The sequence below is a fragment of the Protofrankia sp. CiP3 genome, from assembly GCF_917627345.1.
In the GTDB taxonomy this organism is placed as follows: domain Bacteria; phylum Actinomycetota; class Actinomycetes; order Frankiales; family Frankiaceae; genus Protofrankia.
The window spans coordinates 69,131-88,959 of sequence record NZ_CAKJTM010000020.1; the positions used below are offsets into that span (position 1 = coordinate 69,131).

Sequence of the window (19,829 nt, forward strand, 5' to 3'; positions counted from 1 at the left end):
TACAAGGCTCCAGCACCACCGCGCAGGGGGCGGCCGGGTCGGCCAGCCACCGGAGTCACATCGCCTTTCGTCAGGATGGCGAGTAACAGACGCGGTGGCGCCAGGCCGTTTGAACGAGAATCAGTCTATGGACATCGAAGCGGCACGGGCCTACATCCGCGACAATCAGCACGCCGTTCTTGCGACGTTTCGCCGGGACAGCACCCTTCAAATGTCACCGGTCGTAGTCGGCGTGAGCACCGGCGGTGCACTCATCATAAGCAGCAGGGAAACGGCCTACAAGGTCCACAACCTGTACCGGGATCCACGCGCGACTTTGTGCGTATTCCCGGAGGCCTTCTACGGACCGTGGGTTCAGGTGAGCGGCCGAGCAAGGATCATCTCGCTGCCCGCGGCTATGGAGAACCTCATCGACTACTATCGCTCACTGTCCGGTGAACACCCCGACTGGGACGACTATCGCGCCGCCATGATCCGCGACCAGCGCTGCGTGATCAGTATTGAGATCGACAGCGCCGGTCCCGACCACTCCGGCTAACCGCGGAGTTTCGACAGCAGACGGAGCATCTCCAGGTATACCCAGACAAAGCCGACAAGCAGGCCGAAAGCGGCCCGCCAGGATTCCTCACGGGGCGCACCGCTGGCAATCGCCCGCTCGATGTAGTCGAAGTCGAGGATGAACTGGAGGCTCGCGACCACGAGCACAGCCACGCTGAAGAGAATGCCGAGCGGGGAGGCGTCATTGATGACCGGGAGATGACTGCCGGACACAGCTCGGATCACCAGGTCACTCAAACCAAGCAAGATCACGCCAAGTAGTGAGCCGTAAACAATCCGGGCCATTCGAGGAGTCGCTCGAAGCCGGCCGCTACGGTAGGCCACGAGCATCGCCACAAAAACAAGACCGGTTCCCAGCAGCGCCGGGAGCACGATACCGGAGTAGGCGTCCTCGAAGTACCGTGACACCGCGCCGACGAACAGACCTTCGAGCGCCGCAAAAACAACGATCAACGAAGGCCGGAGCCGCCGGCTGAATGAAATCACGAAGGAGAGCGCAAGCGCGGCGAACATCGCCACGAACCCGACCATGGGGGCGGCCGGCGCGATAGCCCAACCGGCCGCCCCGGTGATGGCGGCGACGGCGAACAGCCCCAGCGTGTGCATGACAACGTCGTCGACGGTCAGCCCGCTCGGTGCCCGGTACAGACCAGCGAGTTGCTCCGGCGCCGGCGTCAGCGGGGCTCCCGCTCCTGGCAGCGGATACCCACCGGCACCGTACTCGGGCACGGGCGCCGGCTGCGGGTGCCGACCGGTGAACCCGCCCCGGCTGAACACCGGGTTTGACGAACGCATCTCTGCCATCAGGACACGACTCCTTCCACCACCCGCAGCCAGCCGGGCGCATAGATCGTAAGTGCCATCGAGATCAGCCGACCACGGCACACGCGGGCCAACCTGGTCGACAGACCCGTCCGAGGCAAGAGTAGAACGTTCCGTGCGGCCGCCGCGTTCCTCCTCCCGGTCCCGCGCGGTTACGCGGTTACGGGGAAGCGAATATCAGGCCTCCCCCGCGAGACCGCGGGGCCGCGAGGCCGAAAACCCGAAACCGGGGACATGAGCGCGTCACACCAAGCGGGCCGCAGGGTATTCAGCTGAATAGCCTGATGGTATATCGGGTTGTCGGGATGCCAGCCGGGATGATCCAGCCGCCATCCCGACAACCAGGTGCCGAGAGCACGCGAATGTGCCGGTGGTCGGAGTCGAACCGACACTCGAGCTGTTTTTAGGACAGCCTCCTCTGCCTGTTGGGATACACCGGCTGGACTACATCGGAGATGTTTCTACCACGCTACGTAGGATTTGTGAAAGAGACAACATGGAGAAAATGTACGGAGTGACTGAACCATCCCGCCCCACGACACATCGTAACGATCACAACCAGTTTACCTACGTAAAGTTTGATGATCGTCACGCTATCGCACGCCGCCCAGCTGAAGGCGTCCGGAATTCCGGATCACGACGGAGCCGGTCAAGCCGAAGGGCGAGGCTACGGCGGATCACAGGGATACCCGTGGCCATGGAGATCGCCGGCCGGTGAAGTCGCACGCCGAGAAAAGCGAAGGGCGCGCAACCACGCCCACGATCCCCCGGAGAGCCTCGAGCAGCGGCTGAAGCCTGGCCGCGATCTCCGTTGATCACGCAACCGTCCCACCCCCGCGACCAATACCAGCACTATCCCGGTATCCGCCCATCAGCCATATCTGATCGTTACTTAAAGTGACTATTTAACTCATAATCCGCTCATGAAAATGCCCGCTGTAGTCGCCTACAGCGGGCATTTGGTACTAATCTTCCATCACGCAGGCGCAATGGCGGACCTGGTCGGCAGGTCACGCCACCGACGTTTCTCCGGACGGCTTGGCCGGCCCCACCGTCCGGGTGGCGGCGGGCTTGCGGCCACCCGTCACGGAAGCATTCGGCTCGCCGTGCCCGGCGCTCTTCGAGGAAAGGACCGGGGCTGACGCCGGCACCTGTGCCGCCGGTGCGGCGGACGGGCTCGCGGCCTCGCGGAACCCCGCTCGGGGATCGGCGAAGGCTCCCAGTGAAACGATCTCCCGTCGGAAGAACAGCGCGAGCGTCCAGTCGGCGAGCACCCGTGCCTTGCGGTTGAAGGTCGGCACCCGGCTGAGATGGTAGGTGCGGTGCATCAACCACGCGGGCCAGCCACGCAGTTTCATCCCGTACACGTCCGCGACGCCCTTGTGCAGGCCCAGCGATGCGACGCTGCCGGCGTAGCTATGCTCGTACGGCGCGATCGGCTCGCCCCGGAGATCGGCGAGAATGTTGTTCGCCAGGAGCCGAGCCTGACGAACCGCGTGTTGCGCCGACGGGCTGGTGGTCGCCCCCTCGCCCCTGGTGAGGTCAGGGACCGCGGCGCAGTCGCCCGCGGTCCAGGCCTGCTCAACGCCATCCACCTGAAGGAACGCCGTCGCCTTGATGCGGCCTCGCTCGTCCAGCGGCAGGTCGGTGTTGGCGAGCAGCGGGTGAGCCTTGACCCCGGCCGTCCAGATAATGGTCTCGGTGTCGAACTCCTCGCCGCTGTCGAGCACGACGTGTCCATCGACAAGACTTTTCACCCGGGTGTTGATTTTCATTTCAATACCGCGGTGCTCGAGCTGCTTCAGGGTGTACAGACCCATCGCCGGCGAAACCTCGGGCAGGACCCGGCCACTCGCCTCGACCATGACCCAGCGCATATCCGACGGCGACAGCTCGGGATAGAATTTACAGGCGTCGCGCGCCATGTCCTCAAGCTCGGCGATCGCCTCAATACCCGCGAACCCACCGCCGATGAACACAAATGTAAGCGCTCGGCGCCTTAGCTGGGGGTCATTGCTGGACGCGGCGGAGTCCATCCGCTCGATGACCTTGTTTCGGATGTGGATCGCCTCGGCCACACTCTTGAAACCGATGCCCAGCTCCGCGAGACCGGGAATCGGCAGCGTCCGCGCGACAGACCCGGGACAGCCGACGAGGACGTCATAGTGAAGTTCGTAGGGTGTGCCCTGGTTCGGCGCGATGTACGCCCGTCGCTGGGCGTGGTTGAGGCCAGTCACACTGCCACTGACAACCCTGCAGCCATTCAGCACGCTACGTAGCGGTACAACGACATGACGCGGTTCGAGGTTGCCCGCCGCCGCCTCCGGCAAAAAAGGCTGATATGTCATGTACGAGTTGGGTTCGACCACCGTCACAGTCGCCTCGCCCTGACGAAGCCGCCGCTGAAGACGCAAAGCCGTGTACATACCGACGTAACCGCCGCCCACAACAAGGATGTGCGGAGGATGTCCAAAGCTCATACAAAAAAGGTACCCGCCGCCACGGTGCTATGCCTCCTGATACACGATCGGTACGGCAGGCAGCAGAGTGACATGCAACACGCAGAGATCAACATGGTGACACTTAGAGCGCCCGGCAATAGGGACGCGGCGTCGCGGGACTGGGGCACGCACCTCGCATCGTTGTCGTCGGTCGACACCCAACACCAGGGTGGCTCCCTCCGCCGCCTCGCGATCTACGCACCCCGGCCCCGCTCCTTGAACCACGCCCCTATTGCCGGGCGCTCTTACGACGATCGTGGTTCAGTTATTTATCATCAACCGCCGGTCCCATGCCGGCCGTGGCCGCCGCTTTGCCGAGCACCGCGTCGAGCATCCCCGCCGTGACCCGTCCGGTGAACGTGTTCTGCTGGCTCGGGTGGTAGCAACCGAGGACAACCAGCCCCTCCTCATGCACGGCCTCAAGAACGACACGGCTGGCGTGTCCGAATACCGGCCGGGGCGACGGTACGGAGTAACCTGCCCGCGCCAGCGCCGGCCACAGCGCCGTCCACGCGAAGCCACCCAGCACAACGAGCACGCGCAGGGTGGGTCGCAATAACGCGAGTTCCCGGACGAGCCAGGAGCGGCAGGTGTCCCGCTCGGCTGTGGTCGGCTTGTTCGCCGGTGGCGCGCAGCGGACCGCGGCCGCGATACGGGTGGCGACGAGACGCTGACCGTCACCGGCCGATATCGACGTTGGCAGCCGCGCCAGCCCGACCCGGTGCAGGGATGCGAACAACCAGTCGCCGCTGCGGTCCCCGGTGAATATCCGTCCGGTACGGTTGCCGCCGTGCGCCGCCGGTGCCAGCCCCACTATGAGCACCCGAGCGTCGGCGGGACCGAACGAGGGCACCGGCCGGCCCCAGTAACGCTGATGGGCGAAGGCGGCCCGCCGTTCCAGCGCGACATCCTCGCGCCAGCCGACCAGGCGAGGGCAGGCTCGGCACACCGACATACGGGCGTCCAGCTCGGCCGTGTCACCCGCGCTGGCGGCCAGCCGTTTGACATCGGCCGCGGTGACCGCCACCGCGGTCGCATCCGACGCGGGATCATCCGGCCAGCCCGAACCGGGCAGCACCGGCCGGCGATCATCGACCGCATGAACATCGCTCCTGTCAGCGCGGATCCCGTCCACGCTGACAACCGTAGAGGTGCTCAGCCAAGCAGCGAGAAGGCGATGCCGTCGAGGATGTCATGCTCGCTGGCGATCACCTCGGCGGCGCCGGCCCGCTCGATCAGCGTGCGCAGCACCAACGCCCCCGCGACGATCACGTCAACCCGGCCGGGATGCATCACCGGGAGCGCGGCCCGCTGCGCGTGCGACATCGCCGCGAGCCGGCCGGCCACAGCGGCAACATCCGCAGCCGCGGTCGCCGACAGGTGGATGCGGCCCGGGTCGTAACCGGGCAGACCGGCGGCAAGAGCGGCCACCGTCGTGACTGTTCCGGCCACCCCGACGAGCGTCGCGGCCGAACGGATTGACACGGTCCGCTCAGCCAGGTCGAATGCGGCGTGGGCGTCGGCTGCCACGGAGGCAAGTTGCGCGGCTGTGGGCGGATCGTCGTGCAGGTGCCGCTCGGCCAGCCGGACGCACCCGACGTTCACCGACCTCGCCGCATGCACGTTTTCGGCGTCGCCCAGGACCAGCTCCGTCGAGCCACCACCGATGTCGGCCACCAGGAACGGCTCGGGATACCCACGCAGCTCCCGAGTGGCACCGGCGTAGGACAGCGCGGCCTCCTCCTCGCCGGTGATCACCTCAGGGTCGACGCCGAGAATCGAACGCACGCCGGCCACCAGCACATCCTGGTTGCGGGCGTCCCGGGTCGCGCTGGTGGCCACCATCCGGACCTTGACAGCGCCCAGTCTGTCGATCTCCTTGGCATAGTCACGTAACGCCGCGAACGTCCGTTCCAGCGCGTCGGGCGCCAATTCACCGGTCCGGTCGACCCCGGCTCCCAGCCGAACGATCTCCATCCGGCGGGTCAGATCGCGCAGGAGCGGAGCGGTCCGCCCTGCCAAAGGCTGCCCGTCCGCCAGGCGACCATCCGCCGGCTGACCGGCTGCCAGCGGACCAGCCGCCGTGGGCATGGTGCCCGCATCGCTGACCGCCTCCGCGACCAGCAGCCGGATCGAATTGGTACCGCAGTCGACCGCGGCCACGCGGGTCATGTCGATCAGACCTCTCGTTCGGTGGTGGGGCTGGTGCCGACAGCCACGCATGGGCCGCGGGCGCCCCAGTCCGCCAGCAGTTCCAGCGCCTCGTCCCCGAACGGGTTGATCCCCGAACCAGCCGCCAGACTGTGCGCGACCAGCACGTGCAGGCATTTCACCCTGGTCGGCATGCCACCGGCGCTCGGGATGCCGGGCAGTTCGGCAAGGGCGGCCCGGCGGGCCAGGTAGTCCCGGTGCGCGTCGTCGTACCGACAGGCAAGATCCCCACCGTGGGCACGGTCGGCGGCAAGCCGCTCGGTCATCTCCCGCATCAGCCCGGACGCCTCCAGCCGCCCGATCGCCGACGCCGCTCGCGGGCAGGTCAGGTAGTACAGCGTCGGGAACGGCGTGCCGTCGTCCAATCTCGGCCAGGTCTGGACCACGTCGGGCAGGCCGCAGGAGCAACGATGGGCAACCCGGTGCATCGCCCGAGGCGGCCGGCCGAGCTGACACGCCACAACCGCGCAATCCTCGGGGCCGACGAGATCGTCACTCATCGTGGCGCGGCCGGAGAGGTCTGCGTCGGCTGGCGGGAATCCGGCTGGCCAAGGCCGGTCCGCGCACCCGTCGCGGGCTGCCCCGCGGCGGCGCCCGCGGACGGCGCCGCCGGCGGGGATACCGCAGCCGGTGCCAGATAGACCTTCTCCCCCGGCTGCGTGAAGTGCAGCCTCATCCGGGCCTCATCCCGAGTCCATTCAGGATCATCGTAACCAGCCACCGCGGTCTTCAAGGCCTCCACCCGTTTGCGCTGCTCAGCGTTTTGCGCGGCCAGTTCGTTGAGCTGGCTCTGCTGCTGGAGATACAGCCGCAACGGATAGGCGAGGGTCAGTATGAGCACGCAGATCACCACCACCAGCAGGGTCATGCGGGTGGTCAAGGCGCTACGGCGCGCTTCTGGCATCAGCGTGCGGTCGACGACCAGCGCGGGAAGGCGGCGGCACCGCCGTAGCGGGCGGCGTCGTCGAGCCCCTCCTCGATGCGCAGCAGCTGGTTGTACTTGGCGACCCGCTCGCTGCGCGCCGGGGCGCCCGTCTTGATCTGCCCGGCGTCGACGGCCACCGCGAGATCCGCGATGGTCGTGTCCTCGGTCTCACCGGAACGGTGCGAGATCATGCAGCGGTAGCCGTTGCGATGCGCAAGCGAGACCGCGTCCAGCGTCTCGGTGAGGGTACCGATCTGGTTGACCTTGACCAGCAACGCGTTCCCGGCTTTCTCCGCGATACCCCGCGCAAGCCGCTGCGGATTGGTGACGAACAAGTCGTCACCGACGAGCTGTACCGCGTCGCCGAGCCGGGCTGTGAGCCGCACCCAGCCGCTCCAGTCGTCCTCGGCGAGTGGATCCTCGATCGACACGATCGGGTAGGCCGCGACCAGTTCGGCGTAGTAGTCGCTGAGCTCCTCGGCGGTGCGCGTCGCTCCCTCGAACTGGTAGGACCCGTCGGCGAAGAACTCGGTCGAGGCCACGTCCAAAGCAAGGGCGATGTCCTCCCCCGGCCGGAATCCCGCCTTGTCGATGGCCGCCACAAGCAGGTCGAGCGCGGCCCGGTTGGTGGGCAGGTTCGGGGCGAAACCGCCTTCGTCACCGACAGCGGTCGCCAGCCCCTGGGCCTTGAGCACGCCCTTGAGCGCCTGATATGTCTCGGCGCCCCAGCGCAGCGCCTCGGCAAAGGTCGACGCCCCGATCGGGGCAATCATGAACTCCTGGATGTCGACGTTTGTATCGGCGTGCGCGCCGCCGTTGACAACGTTCATCATCGGTACCGGCAGCAGATGCGCGCCGGGACCACCGAGATAGCGGTACAGCGGCAGGTCCGAGGCTTTCGCGGCGGCCCTCGCAACCGCGAGGCTCACCCCGAGGATGGCGTTCGCCCCCAGGCCGGACTTGTCCGGCGTAGCGTCCAGATCCAACAGCGTCAGATCGAGAATGCGCTGCTCGGTGGCTTCGAGGCCCACGATCTCGGGCCCGATGCGGTCAATGACACCGGCTACCGCCTTCCCCACGCCCTTACCGCCGTAACGGGTGTCGCCGTCACGCAGTTCGACCGCCTCGAAGGCGCCGGTGCTCGCGCCACTGGGTACGGCGGCACGGCCGAGAGTGCCGTCATCCAAGACGACTTCGACCTCGACGGTGGGGTTGCCACGCGAGTCAAGGATCTCGCGGGCGCCTACGGCCTCGATGGACGGCACGGGTTTCGACCTCCGGAGTAACGCAGCCGACGGGAACTATGGCGAGTGCGGCGCTTATGGCCTCGGAGCCTCCGAGTGCGCACACATCATGATCACACACTTCGGCCCAGCAGGACGGACATCAGCGACGAGGACAACAACAACACTGACAAGTACAGCCCGGCCGAGACTATCGCCAGCACGGCCCGTGCCACCCAGGTTCGGCACGCCACGCCGAAAGGTTCGGGACCCGGTCATGGCGGGCATACCCCGGCGCCTGATGCCGCATCAAGGTGATCTAGAGGAGAGCTGCCCGTACGGGTGCGCCGAAGGCCGTCAGCTGAGCCGGCCGATCGGCGGCATCAGCAGCGGACCGCCCAGCGGCAGCCCGGCCCGTGCCGCGACCGCCGCCAGCGGGCCCCAACCGCCGGTGAACGCCGTGTCCGCGAACAACGCCGGCCCCCCGAACGCAGCCGTCGCGGCGGACACCGCGGACGCGGCAAGGCCACCGACGAGAGAACCGGCCGGACGCGCCCCCATCCCACCCATAACGCCCGTTCCGGCGGCGGCGTCCTCGCTCGACCGTGCCGGGCGCACCCTGTCGACCAGGCCGGACCTCGGCAGGACACGCAGCCGCGGGGTGCCCGCCCCTGGCCGGCCGGCCTTCTCCCAGGCCAGCTCGCAGGCTCGGGAGAAACCTCCCAGTTCGTCCACGAGGCCGCGCTCGCGGGCATCAGCGCCGGTCCACACCCGACCACGGGCGACCTCGTGCACCTCCTGGGAGGACATACCCCGGCCAGCGGCGACCTTGGTGACAAAATCGTCGTACACCCGGTCGAGGAACTCCTCCAGCTTCTCCCGCTCGGCCGGGCTGAACGCGCGCCGCGGCGAGGTCATCAGCGCGTTCTCCCCTTCCGCGACCGCGCCGAAACGCACCCCCACCTTGTCCAGGAGCTCACGGACGACCTGTTTGCCGCCGAACACCCCGATCGAACCGGTGAGGGTCCCCGGGTTCGCCACGATCACGTCCGCGCCGAGCGCGACGAAGTACCCACCGGACGCGGCAACCGAACCCATCGACACCACGACCGGACGGCCGGTTGCCTGGAACCGCTCAACCTCCCGGCGAATCAGGTCGGAAGCCACATACGAGCCGCCGGGGCTGTCGACGCGGAACACGGCCGCGGCGACATCGTCGTCCCGGCCGGCGGCGCGGAAAGCCGCGGTGAGCGCGTCGGCCGTCATGACGGGACCCGCCAGCGGCGACCGGCCCGGATGGCCGAGGACCACCGGCCCGGTCCCATGGATGACCGCGATCACCCGGCGCCGCTCGGAGCGCGCCGCGCCGAGCGCGGGGACACGCGGCCGGGCGGCCTCCCGCCGCAGCGACACGCGGCGGTAATGGGACAGGTACTGGAGCGTCACGCCGTCGTCCCGGTCAGCACCGCTCTCGTCAGCACCGCTCTCGTCAGTGCTGGGACCCGGACCGGGCGCGGCGCCGGTCCCGGCCTGGCGGGCGTGGGCCTTGGCCGCGGCGTACACCTCGTCCCGGTAACCCAACCGATCGACGAGACCCGCCTCCCGGGCCTGCGCGCCGGACAGCGGCGCACTGTCGATCAGTTCGCGGACCCGGTCCGGCGGCAGGCCGCGCCCAGTGGCGATGCCATCAATGATCATAGACAGGCTGGAGGTGACGATCCGGCCGCTCGCCTCACGATGTGCGTCGGTGAAATCACGCTCGACGAACGTGTTGACGGCGTTCTTGTACTCGTGGCGCTGGCCGACCTGGATCTCTATCCCGAGCCGGTCCAGGGCGTCGCGCAGGAACGGCGTCTCCAGCGCCACGCCGGTAGCACCCAGCTCCCCCGGCGGCGCGAGCCAGATCTCGTCGAAGGCGGACGCGAGGTAGTACGGGATGGTCCCGCCGCCGAACTCACCGAACGCGTCCGAATAGGCAAAGGCCCTGCCACCGGCCGCGCGAAAGGCGATCACCGCGTCACGGATCTCCTGGGCGCGCGCAAGCGGCATCCCGCAGGGAGCGATCCGCGCGATGAGCGTGGACGCGCGGTCATCCGAACCCGCCCGGCGCAGTCCGTCCACAATGGCGCGCAACGTTGGCTGGCGGCGCGCCAACGCCGCGGCCAGCGGGTCGGCGGGTATCCCCTCGAGCGGATCGACGGTCAGATCGAGCTCAAGGACGATCGGCTCGGAGCGTCGTGCGTACAGGCGGTGGATGCCCGCCAGCGCCTGTCGCGGAGTGCCTTCTGCCATGGAACGAGGCTACGCGCGACAGTCCGCCCCGTTCCGCCCGCATCGGTCCGCAGCATCACCAATAGTGACCATCATCCCGTTTCCCGAGCATTACCCGCCTTTCGTCGACGGACACCGACGAACGCCGACGACAATGCGCGGCCGGAAGCCCATGGGTCCGAACGAGCAAGGGGCCGCTGGCCGAGCCGGTCAGCGTGCGGCGCCGGGTGGGATCTCGCCCGCGGACAGCCAGTGGGCGCGCCAGGAGTCCGCGCCCGTGCCCCGCGGGTCCGCACCGGCGGCGCGGATGGCCTCCTCGGTAGCGGCGAGGGTGTCTCGGAACCGGCGGGCAGCGGCCCGCAGCGCCGCCTCCGGATCGACGCCGGCCTGCCGGGCCAGTGCCACCGCGGCGAACAACAGGTCACCGACGGTCCGCTCCGCCGCGGCTGCGGGTACGTCCACGGCGGCGGGTACGTCCACCGGAACGAGCAGCCCAGCGATGACCTCAGCCGGCGACGACAGCCGACCCGCGCCGAGCACAACGTCCTCGGGCACCCCGACCTTCACCGCACGCTTCTGCAGCTTCGCGGCCAGCGCCAGCGACGGCTGGGACAGCGGGACGCCCTCGGTGACCGACCGGCGGCCCTTCTCGGCGTCCTTGATTATGTCCCAGTTCGTCTCGACCGCGGCGGGGCCGTCCACCGTCACCGATCCGAAGACATGGGGATGGCGCCGGACGAGCTTCTCCGTGAGCCCAGCGGCCACGTCGTCGATGTCCCAGGCCGTCGCGCGGCCGCCGATCCCAGCTCCGTCACCGGCGGCTCCGTCACCGGCGGCTCTGCCAACGGCGGCGCCGACGCCCGCGGGAACACCCATACCGTCGCCCTCGGCGGCGACCCGGGCGTGGAACAGCACCTGCATGAGCACGTCGCCAAGCTCCTCGCGCAGCTCGGCGTGGTTGCCGTCCTCGATTGCCTGGAACGCCTCGTAGGCCTCCTCCAGCAGGTAGGACGCAAGGGAGGTGTGGGTCTGCGCCGCGTCCCACGGGCAGCCGCCGGGTGAGCGCAGCCGGTCCATCACGGCAACGGCGTCCAGGAGCTTCGCTCCGCGCACGTCATGTGAGCCCTCGACGACGGACACGGCAAGACCGGGGCCTGCCGCGGCCTCGAGCGCGGCCAGCGTTTCCCGCTCGCGAACCAGGTCCGCCTCGCCGGCCGCTCCCGGGCCACCGGTCGGGGCGGCCAGCCACACCACCGGCCGGGACGAGTCGGCGCGGGCCCGGCCACGCAGCTCCTCGACAACGGCGGACGCATCCGGGCCCGCCAGGACCTCGACCGGTACGCCGGCCGCGGCGAGCGCGCCGCGCTGTGGATGCGCCGCCAGCCCGCAGCGGACGGCGGAGGCCGCCCGCAGCAGATCCCACGCGGCCACGCCCAACAACCCGGGCGCGACCCGCGGGCTGGTCACAAGGACGACGATTCTCGCCGTCATGACCGACGGGCCATCATGCGGCTCACTGGGTCATCGCGCCTGTCCCGCCCAACGGCTCCGGCGCGGGGGTGGTCGCGACCGAGCCAGCGGCGGCGAGCACCGTCAGCTGGGATGCCGACCAGACACCGAACCTGGGATTGATCGAAACGTTCACCCGTTGCGAAATCTGGCGGAGCTGCGCTTCCACCGCCGCCGCCCGCTCCGTGGAGAGCAGCCGAGTGAGGAACGGCCTGGCCTGGTCGAAGCTCAGCGGGAGGGAGCCGAACTGGGCGACGGACTGATCATAGGCCTCGCGGGCATCCGCGTCGGAGGCGAGGGCGTTCGGCGCGAGACGGTCCGCGAGCGCGAGGTCAAGAGCCCTGGCGCGGACCAGCATCTGTAGATCCTCACGAGCGAACCCGCTCTGGGCGACCGCCTTTTCGAAGCCCGCGACGCTGCCGTACCGGAGCACCCCGAAGGTCTGGTAGTAGGCGTCAACGTCCTGGCCGGTGACCGTCACCCCGAGCTGGCGGGCCCGCTGTTCGGCGAGGTTGGTCTGGACAAGCTCGGTGAGCACCTGCCGCTGAAGATCACTGCGTTCGATCGGCGCGGCGCTCTGCCCGGTCTGCGCGTCCTGGGCGGGGCCAGCCGCCTGGACGGCGGCCATCCCGCGGTCGACGATCCCTCGCAGGGTCGACGTCTGGATCATCTCGTCGCCCACCTGCGCGGCGGACCCCGCGTGCGTGGTACAGGCGGATGAGGTCACAACGACCAGCGCGACGCTGACCAGAACACGGCGGACGGCAGAGCGGGTCTTCACGGCTGTGACCGTATCGGCTTACCGTCTACCGCGCACACGCCACCCCCGGGGAAAGTCCTGCCCGGCAGGGCGAGAAAAATCAGCGGGACGCGGCGGCGGCCGCCGCGACGGAATCACCGACGACCGCATCCAGCACACCCGCGGCCCAGACGAGGACGGCGCGGTCGCGCAACGGCCGGGCACCGATCCGCGGGGATTCCGCCGGTGCCGGCACCAGAATGGTGCGCACCGCCTGCTTGACCACGGACCCCTTGTACAGGCGCTGCACACGCATGGCCTGGCTTTCGCGCAGCTCCAGCGGAGCAAACCGCACCTGGCGGCCCTGCACGGTGATCTCGGTAACGCCGTAACGACGGGCAAGCACGCGCAGCGACGCCACCGCAAGCAGATTCTCCGCGGGCTCCGGCAGCGCGCCGAACCGGTCGAGCAGTTCGGCGCGCACCTCGGCGATGTCGTCATCACCCGCGGCACCGGCCAGCCGTCGGTAGGCGTCCAGGCGCAGCCGTTCGCTGGGAACATAGTCGTGCGGGAGACTCGCGTTCACCGGGAGCTCCACCTTGACGTCGGGCAGCTCCTCGACCGCCGTCCCCTTGAAATCCGCGACCGCCTCGCCGACCATCCGCACATAGAGGTCGAACCCGACCGAGGCGATATGCCCGGATTGTTCACCGCCGAGCAGGTTACCCGCTCCGCGTATTTCCAGGTCCTTCATGGCGACGGCCATGCCAGCGCCGAGATCGGCGTGCTGGGCGATGGTGACAAGCCGGTCGTGCGCGGTTTCGGTAAGTGGTTTGTCCGGTGGGTAGAGAAAATACGCATAAGCGCGTTCCCGGCCGCGGCCGACACGTCCCCGCAACTGGTGCAGCTGGGAGAGGCCGAACACGTCGGCACGTTCCACGATGAGGGTGTTGGCATTGGAGATGTCAAGCCCGGATTCGACGATCGTGGTACAGACGAGGACGTCGAACTGCTTTTCCCAGAACGCGACCATGACCTGTTCGAGGGCGTCCTCGCCCATCTGGCCGTGGGCCGTGGCGATACGCGCCTCCGGGACAAGCTCGCGCAGCCTCGCCGCGGCCCTGTCGATCGACTCCACCCGGTTGTGGATGAAGAAGACCTGGCCCTCCCGCAGCAGTTCGCGCCGGATCGCGGCGGTGACCTGCCGGCTGTCACTCGGGCCGACGAAGGTGAGTACCGGGTGCCGCTCCTCCGGCGGGGTGTCAATCGTCGACAGCTCCCGGATCCCAGTGATCGACATCTCCAGCGTCCGGGGGATCGGGGTAGCGCTCATGGTGAGCACGTCCACCGCGGTCCGCATTTTCTTCAGGTATTCCTTGTGCTCGACGCCGAACCGTTGTTCCTCGTCGATTATCACCAGGCCGAGATCTTTGAAGTGCGACGCGGACGACAGCAGCCGGTGAGTCCCGATCACCACGTCGACACCGCCCTTGGCGAGTCCTTCCAGCACGGCCTTCTGCTCGGCCGCGGAATTGAACCGCGACATCGCACGGACGGTCACCGGAAATGCCGCATACCGCTCGGAAAAAGTCTGGAAATGCTGTTGGACGAGCAGCGTGGTGGGGACGAGGACGGCAACCTGCTTGCCGTCCTGTACCGCCTTGAACGCGGCCCGCACCGCGATCTCCGTCTTACCGTAGCCGACATCGCCGCAGATGACCCGGTCCATGGGGACGGGTTTACACATGTCGGCCTTCACCTCCTCGATGGCCGAAAGCTGGTCGGGAGTCTCCCGGAAGGGGAAGGCGTCCTCCAGCTCCCGCTGCCACGGGGTGTCCGGTCCGTAGGCGTATCCCGGTGCGGCCATCCGTGCGCTGTACAGCCGGATCAGCTCGCCAGCGATCTCCTTGACGGCCTTGCGGGCGCGTCCCTTGCGCTTGGCCCAGTCCGCGCCGCCGATACGGTCAAGGCTCGGGCCCTCGCCACCGACATAACGGGTGACCTGTTCGAGCTGGTCGGTCGGGACGTAGAGGCGGTCGCCCTTGGCGTATTCCAGGACGAGGTACTCCCGGGTCGCGCCGGCAACGGTCCGGGTGACCATCTCGACGTAGCGGCCGACCCCGTGTGCGTCGTGGACGACCAGGTCACCGGAACGCAGTGCCAGCGGGTCGATGCCCTTGCGGCGGCGGTGCGGCATCCGGCGCATGTCCCTGGTGGTCACGCCCCGCTGGCCGGCGAGGTCCGCCTCGGTCAGGACGGCGAGGCCAAGCAGGTCGCTGGTGAAGCCGGTCCCCAACTGGCCGCAGGTGACCGTGGCGACACCGCGGGACAGCCTGGCATCCTCGGTGAGGCGGGCGCCGAGATCGGCGTCCCGCAACAGCTCGACCAGCCGCTGGGCCGGCCCGTGCCCCTCCGTGATAAGCAGGACGCGCCAGGAGTCCGCCAGCCAGCCCTTGATGTCCGCGAGCGCGCGCGCGGTGTCACCGTGGTAAGCGGTCGCCGGGCGCAGGCTGGAGACCACGGAGTTCTCGTCGAGATCCTCCTCGCCGGCAACGCCTTCTGGCCAGTCGCCAGCCGCGAGCCGATCGCCACCGGTTGCGGCCGTGGCCGAAGCCACGGCTGAGGCGCCGGCGTTGAACGGGCTGACCGACCACCACGGCAGCCCGATCTCGGCGGCTCGCTGACGGACCTGCGCGATCGAGCGGTAGGCAGCCGCGCTGAGGTCGATCGGGGCGCTGCCGCCGAGCGCCGCCGTGCTCCAGGACGCATCCAGGAACTCCTGGCTCGTCCGCACCAGCTCGGCGGCGCGGGTGCGGATCCGTTCCGGGTCGCACACCAGCACGTGCGTCCCGGCGGGCAGTTCGTCGAGCATCAGCACCATCCGGTCGGACAGCACCGGCGCGAGCGCCTCCATGCCATCCACCGGAGTACCATCCGCGATCTTGTCAAGGATGTCGACGAGCTCGGGGTGGGTGCCCGCCAGTTCCCGGGCACGGGCCCGGACCTCCGGCGTGAGCAGCAGCTCCCGGCATGGCGGCGCGAACAGCTGACGGCGGCCGCCCTCGGCGGTGTCCGCGGTGTCGGTCAGTGCCCGCTGATCCGCCACGGAGAACGCCCGGATGTCCTCGACCTCGTCGCCGAAGAACTCAACCCGTAGCGGATGTTCCTCTGTGGGTGGGAAAATGTCGAGAATGCCGCCACGGACCGCGATTTCGCCACGCCGCTCCACCAGATCGACCCGGTGGTAGGCGATCCCGACCAGCTTTTCCACCACGCCGCTCGGGTCGGCGCTGTCACCGACCCGCAGCGACACCGGTTCCAGGTCGCCGAGCCCGGCGACCTGCGGCTGCAAAACGGCACGGACCGGCGCGACCACAACCGACAGCGGCGGCAGGCCGGTGCTGTACGGGTGCGCCAGGCGGCGCAGCACGGCAAGCCGGAGCCCGACCGTATCGGCCCGCGGGGACAGCCGTTCGTGCGGCAGAGTCTCCCAGCTGGGGAAGAGCGCGACCGTGGCCGGGTCGATCATGCTCGACAACGCGGCGGCAAGATCCTCCGCTTCCCGGTCGGTCGCGGTCAGGGCCAGCACCGTCCGGCCGCCCCGGGTGGCGAGCGCGGCGGCGGCGAACGGCCGCAGGGCGGCCGGAGCCGACAGGTCAAGCCGGAGGTCACCGACCGAGGCAAGCGCTCGGGCCAGGGCCGGATCAGCACCCGGGCTGCTGGTCAGGACGTCCAACAGCGGGGCGAGGGTCATAGGTGCGTCCCGAGCCTCTCGAAGAACGGCGCAATCTACGGACGGACACGACGTCGCGAACCCGGTCACCGACGGCGTACCGGAGAGTTCCCACAAACACCCCGCGACGCCGGCACGCGAGGTGTTATGCCCAACCTTACGCGTCGAGCGGCCCGGCCCGCCGTGCGCCCCCTGGTCCCTGCCCGCAGGCGGCGGCTGCGCCAAAGCCCCCGGAAGCCCTCCCGAGGGCGGAGGTTCCCTCCCGTGGGTACCGCGTCACCACAGGCGCTGGTACTCGCGGGCAGCCAGCGGGTTCACCGCCGGGTTGATCAATGCCGACCGGACATCGCCGGCCCGGTCCCCGTTGGAGTAAGCCTCATAGGCGAGTATGTCGGCATTACTGACGAACAGTTCGTGCATCTTCGCCACAAACAGGGCGTTGTCGCCACCGGCCTGGCCAAGTGCCCCGGCCTTCGATCCCTCCTTCGCCACCACACCCCACTCCGGCACTGAGAACAGCTTGTTGTGCAGCCGGGCGAAACGGATCGCCCGGCATAACCCGTCCAGACCATCGCACTGTGCGTCAAAAGTCGCCGAATCCACGCTCGGCGGATACTGATCGTAGGCATCAATGCCGATGACGTCGACGTAGGCGTCCCCGGGATACAGCTCGAACGCGTCGCCCGTCCCGACCGATCCGACCGATCCGTGCGCGCCGAAGTCCCAGTCGAGACGAACCCGCGGGGCGGCCCGGCGGATCGCGGCTGCGGCGTTGCGGTAGCACCTGATCCATAACGTGGGGTTGGACGCGGACCACGCGAACCGCGTGCCGTTGAACTCCCATCCCAGCCGGACGAACGAACTGCCACGGCCCTCGGCCACGAGCCAGCGCCCGAAATCGCGCCAGTAGCCGTCGTACCCGCCCGCGGCACAGTCCGCCAGGTTGCCCCGGTCCGGTCCGGACTCCGGGAACAGCGGCTGGCTGATGACCCACGTGCCGGAAAAGCCCGCGAAGCGGGCGCGGTCGTTCCCGATCCACGGCCGGACGATTGTCTGCCAGCCTGACCGATCGGTGTAGGTGACCACCACATCGTTGGGTCGCCCGCGAAAGCTCGCCCACGCGTCCGCCTCGGCAAGCGTCCCAGCGGCCACGCCGCTGGGGAAGCGCCCCGCATGAGATGCCGGCGCGACCCTCGGTATCCCCGCCGCGGCCGCCTCGTCACCGACGGCCGCGGCGCCCACGGACGCATCCGCTGTGGTCATTGCCGTGGCCACTACCGTCGGAATGCCGTCCATGCCGCCGCCGGACAGCAGCGGTGAGGCTGGCGGGCCTGATCCGGTCTGGCGCGCTCCAACCGGAGTCAGCCGCCAGGCGATCAACGCGAGAAGCACGGCGATGACGATGCCCGCGCCGGGCAGCAGCCGGCGGCCCCACCGAGCACGGCGCGGTCCCGATCGCTGCGGCCCCGCCGCCCCGACACGCTGTCGGCCAAGGCGCCGCACTCAGCCCCCCATACCGCCGGGCCCCCGTGCGCACGAAAAAATCACGATTGCACACCCCTCGACCATTCAAGGATCTTCGATGGCACGGCCGCGAAGCACCAAAGACCGGCACAGCTGACGTGGACCAGCCGCGATCTCGGATACCCCGACGAACTGTAACGAAAGAGATCCGACCGGCGGCGGGCAGCCCAGCCGAACCCGCCCCTACCGATACCCACAATGATCAGAAACACCGGCCGCATGGAGAGCCGAGCACCCGCCTGCCCCGCCCCAAACGGACGCCGCCAGGAATGCGGCCCACCCCGCGGGGGAACAACCTGTCACGCGTTCCATCCTGGCCAGCTGATGAGTCATGGGAGATGAAGAAAATCATGACGGCGGACAGCAGGCCAGCCGAAAACAGGCAGCCAGCAATAAATCATCCTGTACCGGATATACCGGCCGTCATGCTGTGCGGCGGCATGGGAACCAGATCGCGCGAGACGTTCGAAACACGCCCTGGCCGCATGCCGCGCTCCCCCGGTGAGGCGAGCCATGATGACGGGGCACGGGCTGTCGGGACACGCCTGTACGACCTGGTCGCCGAGCTCACTCCCGGGATGCGCAGCATCACCGGCGACGGCGTCCGCAAGACGCTGGCAACGGTCCGCGGAGCCCTCGAAGGAGCCCTCGAACCGGCGCTTCCCTTCGCCGTGCGCGAGGTGCCCACCGGGACACCGGTACTCGACTGGACGGTACCGAAGGAGTGGAACGTCTCGCAGGCCTGGCTGGCCGGCCCGGACGGCCGGCGCGTCCTCGACGCCGCGGACAACCCGCTGCACCTGCTTAGCTACAGCGTACCCACGCACACCCGGCTGTCTCTGCCTGACCTGCTACCGCACCTGCACTCCCTGCCCGACCATCCCGACTGGGTGCCCTACCGCACCTCCTATTACCACGAGACCTGGGGGTTCTGCCTGAGCGACCGGCAGCGCCGCGAGCTGCCGGACGGTGAGTACGAGGTGCATATCGACACGACGCTCACCGACGGCTCGCTGACCTTCGCCGAGATTGCACTGCCCGGCAGCAGCCCGCGGGAATTTCTTGTCACCACTCATGTCTGCCACCCCGGCATGGCCAACGACAACGCCTCCGGCATCGCCACAGCCACCCTGCTCGCCGCGGCGCTCGCGGACCGGCCCCGGCGGCTGAGCTACCGGTTCCTGTTCATTCCCGGAACAATCGGGGCAATCACCTGGCTCGCCCACAACCGCGAGAAGGTCGGCCGCATCGAGCACGGCCTCGTGCTGACCGGGCTTGGCGACCGTGGGCAGCCGACATACAAACGCAGCCGGCGCGGTGACGCCGGCATCGACCGCGCCGCGACGCGGGCGCTGAAGGAAACAGGCCGGCCGTACAACGTGATCGATTTCTCGCCCTACGGCTATGACGAGCGCCAGTTCTGCTCCCCTGGTTTCAATCTGCCGGTGGGTCGATTCGGCCGCAGCCCACATGGCACGTACGCGGAGTATCACACGTCCGCCGACAATCTGGGCTTCGTGACAGCGACAAGTCTCAACGACTCCTTTGACATCATCCTGCGCACGATCGAGATCTGTGAACGGGACCGGACCTGGACCAGCGCATCCCCGTTCGGGGAACCACAGCTGGGACGGCGCGGCCTGTATCGCTCGATCGGCGCCACCCTGGACCGCGAGGCTGCCGAGATGGGTCTGCTGTGGGTCCTCAACCTCGCTGACGGCACCTACAGCATGATCGACATAGCCGACCGCGCGGATCTGCCGTTCAACACAGTCGCGGACGCGGCGGACGCACTCGCGGCGGTGGGCCTGTT

Annotated in this window: 14 protein-coding genes and 1 tRNA gene; 2 read left to right on the plus strand and 13 right to left on the minus strand. The window is 68.7% G+C overall.

The window, feature by feature from the left end; all coding sequences use genetic code 11:
• Nucleotides 1-127: 127 nt before the first annotated feature.
• Nucleotides 128-538, plus strand: coding sequence for a PPOX class F420-dependent oxidoreductase (locus MJ797_RS10440; protein WP_239334116.1), 411 nt, complete (start codon nt 128-130; stop codon nt 536-538).
• Here MJ797_RS10440 and MJ797_RS10445 read toward each other — a convergent pair.
• From MJ797_RS10445 to MJ797_RS10505, 13 genes are all read right to left on the minus strand, one after another.
• Nucleotides 535-1,362 (minus strand): Bax inhibitor-1/YccA family protein, encoded by an 828-nt coding sequence (locus MJ797_RS10445; RefSeq protein WP_239334117.1) that lies wholly within the window; start codon nt 1,360-1,362, stop codon nt 535-537. The genes MJ797_RS10440 and MJ797_RS10445 overlap by 4 nt on opposite strands.
• Nucleotides 1,363-1,745: 383 nt before the next feature.
• Nucleotides 1,746-1,820 (minus strand) — tRNA-Leu (locus tag MJ797_RS10450).
• A 570-nt stretch (nt 1,821-2,390) separates the two neighbouring features.
• On the minus strand, nt 2,391-3,860 hold the full coding sequence (locus MJ797_RS10455; RefSeq protein WP_239334118.1) for an NAD(P)/FAD-dependent oxidoreductase: 1,470 nt from the start codon (nt 3,858-3,860) through the stop codon (nt 2,391-2,393).
• 286 nt (nt 3,861-4,146) lie between these two features.
• Nucleotides 4,147-5,016, minus strand: coding sequence for a uracil-DNA glycosylase (locus MJ797_RS10460; protein ID WP_305039696.1), 870 nt, complete (start codon nt 5,014-5,016; stop codon nt 4,147-4,149).
• A 20-nt stretch (nt 5,017-5,036) separates the two neighbouring features.
• Nucleotides 5,037-6,053: a Ppx/GppA phosphatase family protein gene (locus MJ797_RS10465; RefSeq protein ID WP_305039697.1), complete on the minus strand. Its 1,017-nt coding sequence runs from the start codon at nt 6,051-6,053 to the stop codon at nt 5,037-5,039.
• 5 nt (nt 6,054-6,058) lie between these two features.
• Entirely contained in the window at nt 6,059-6,592 is a 534-nt protein-coding gene (locus MJ797_RS10470) for a DUF501 domain-containing protein (protein WP_239334119.1), read from the minus strand.
• A complete protein-coding gene (locus MJ797_RS10475; protein WP_374581919.1) occupies nt 6,589-6,960 on the minus strand; it encodes a septum formation initiator family protein in 372 nt (123 codons plus the stop codon). Before MJ797_RS10475 ends, MJ797_RS10470 begins: the two co-directional genes overlap by 4 nt.
• Nucleotides 6,961-6,995: 35 nt before the next feature.
• The gene (gene eno / locus MJ797_RS10480; protein ID WP_239334121.1) at nt 6,996-8,282 is read right to left on the minus strand and encodes a phosphopyruvate hydratase; all 1,287 of its coding nucleotides are present in this window, start codon (nt 8,280-8,282) and stop codon (nt 6,996-6,998) included.
• A gap of 315 nt (nt 8,283-8,597) precedes the next feature.
• On the minus strand, nt 8,598-10,532 hold the full coding sequence (gene sppA, locus MJ797_RS10485; RefSeq protein WP_239334122.1) for a signal peptide peptidase SppA: 1,935 nt from the start codon (nt 10,530-10,532) through the stop codon (nt 8,598-8,600).
• Between the two features lie 189 nt (nt 10,533-10,721).
• A complete protein-coding gene (locus MJ797_RS10490; RefSeq protein WP_239334123.1) occupies nt 10,722-12,002 on the minus strand; it encodes a MazG family protein in 1,281 nt (426 codons plus the stop codon).
• Nucleotides 12,003-12,024: 22 nt separating this feature from the next.
• Nucleotides 12,025-12,801 (minus strand): SurA N-terminal domain-containing protein, encoded by a 777-nt coding sequence (locus MJ797_RS10495; RefSeq protein ID WP_239334124.1) that lies wholly within the window; start codon nt 12,799-12,801, stop codon nt 12,025-12,027.
• A 79-nt stretch (nt 12,802-12,880) separates the two neighbouring features.
• Nucleotides 12,881-16,513 carry a transcription-repair coupling factor gene (gene mfd, locus MJ797_RS10500; RefSeq protein ID WP_239334125.1) on the minus strand — a complete coding sequence of 1,211 codons (3,633 nt, stop codon included), beginning with the start codon at nt 16,511-16,513 and terminating at the stop codon, nt 12,881-12,883.
• A 255-nt stretch (nt 16,514-16,768) separates the two neighbouring features.
• A complete protein-coding gene (locus MJ797_RS10505) occupies nt 16,769-17,995 on the minus strand; it encodes a glycosyl hydrolase (protein ID WP_239334126.1) in 1,227 nt (408 codons plus the stop codon).
• A 506-nt stretch (nt 17,996-18,501) separates the two neighbouring features.
• On the opposite strand from MJ797_RS10505, the gene MJ797_RS10510 reads away from it, so the two are divergent.
• On the plus strand, nt 18,502-19,829 hold a 1,328-nt coding region (locus MJ797_RS10510; protein WP_239334132.1), incomplete at its 3' end, for a DUF4910 domain-containing protein.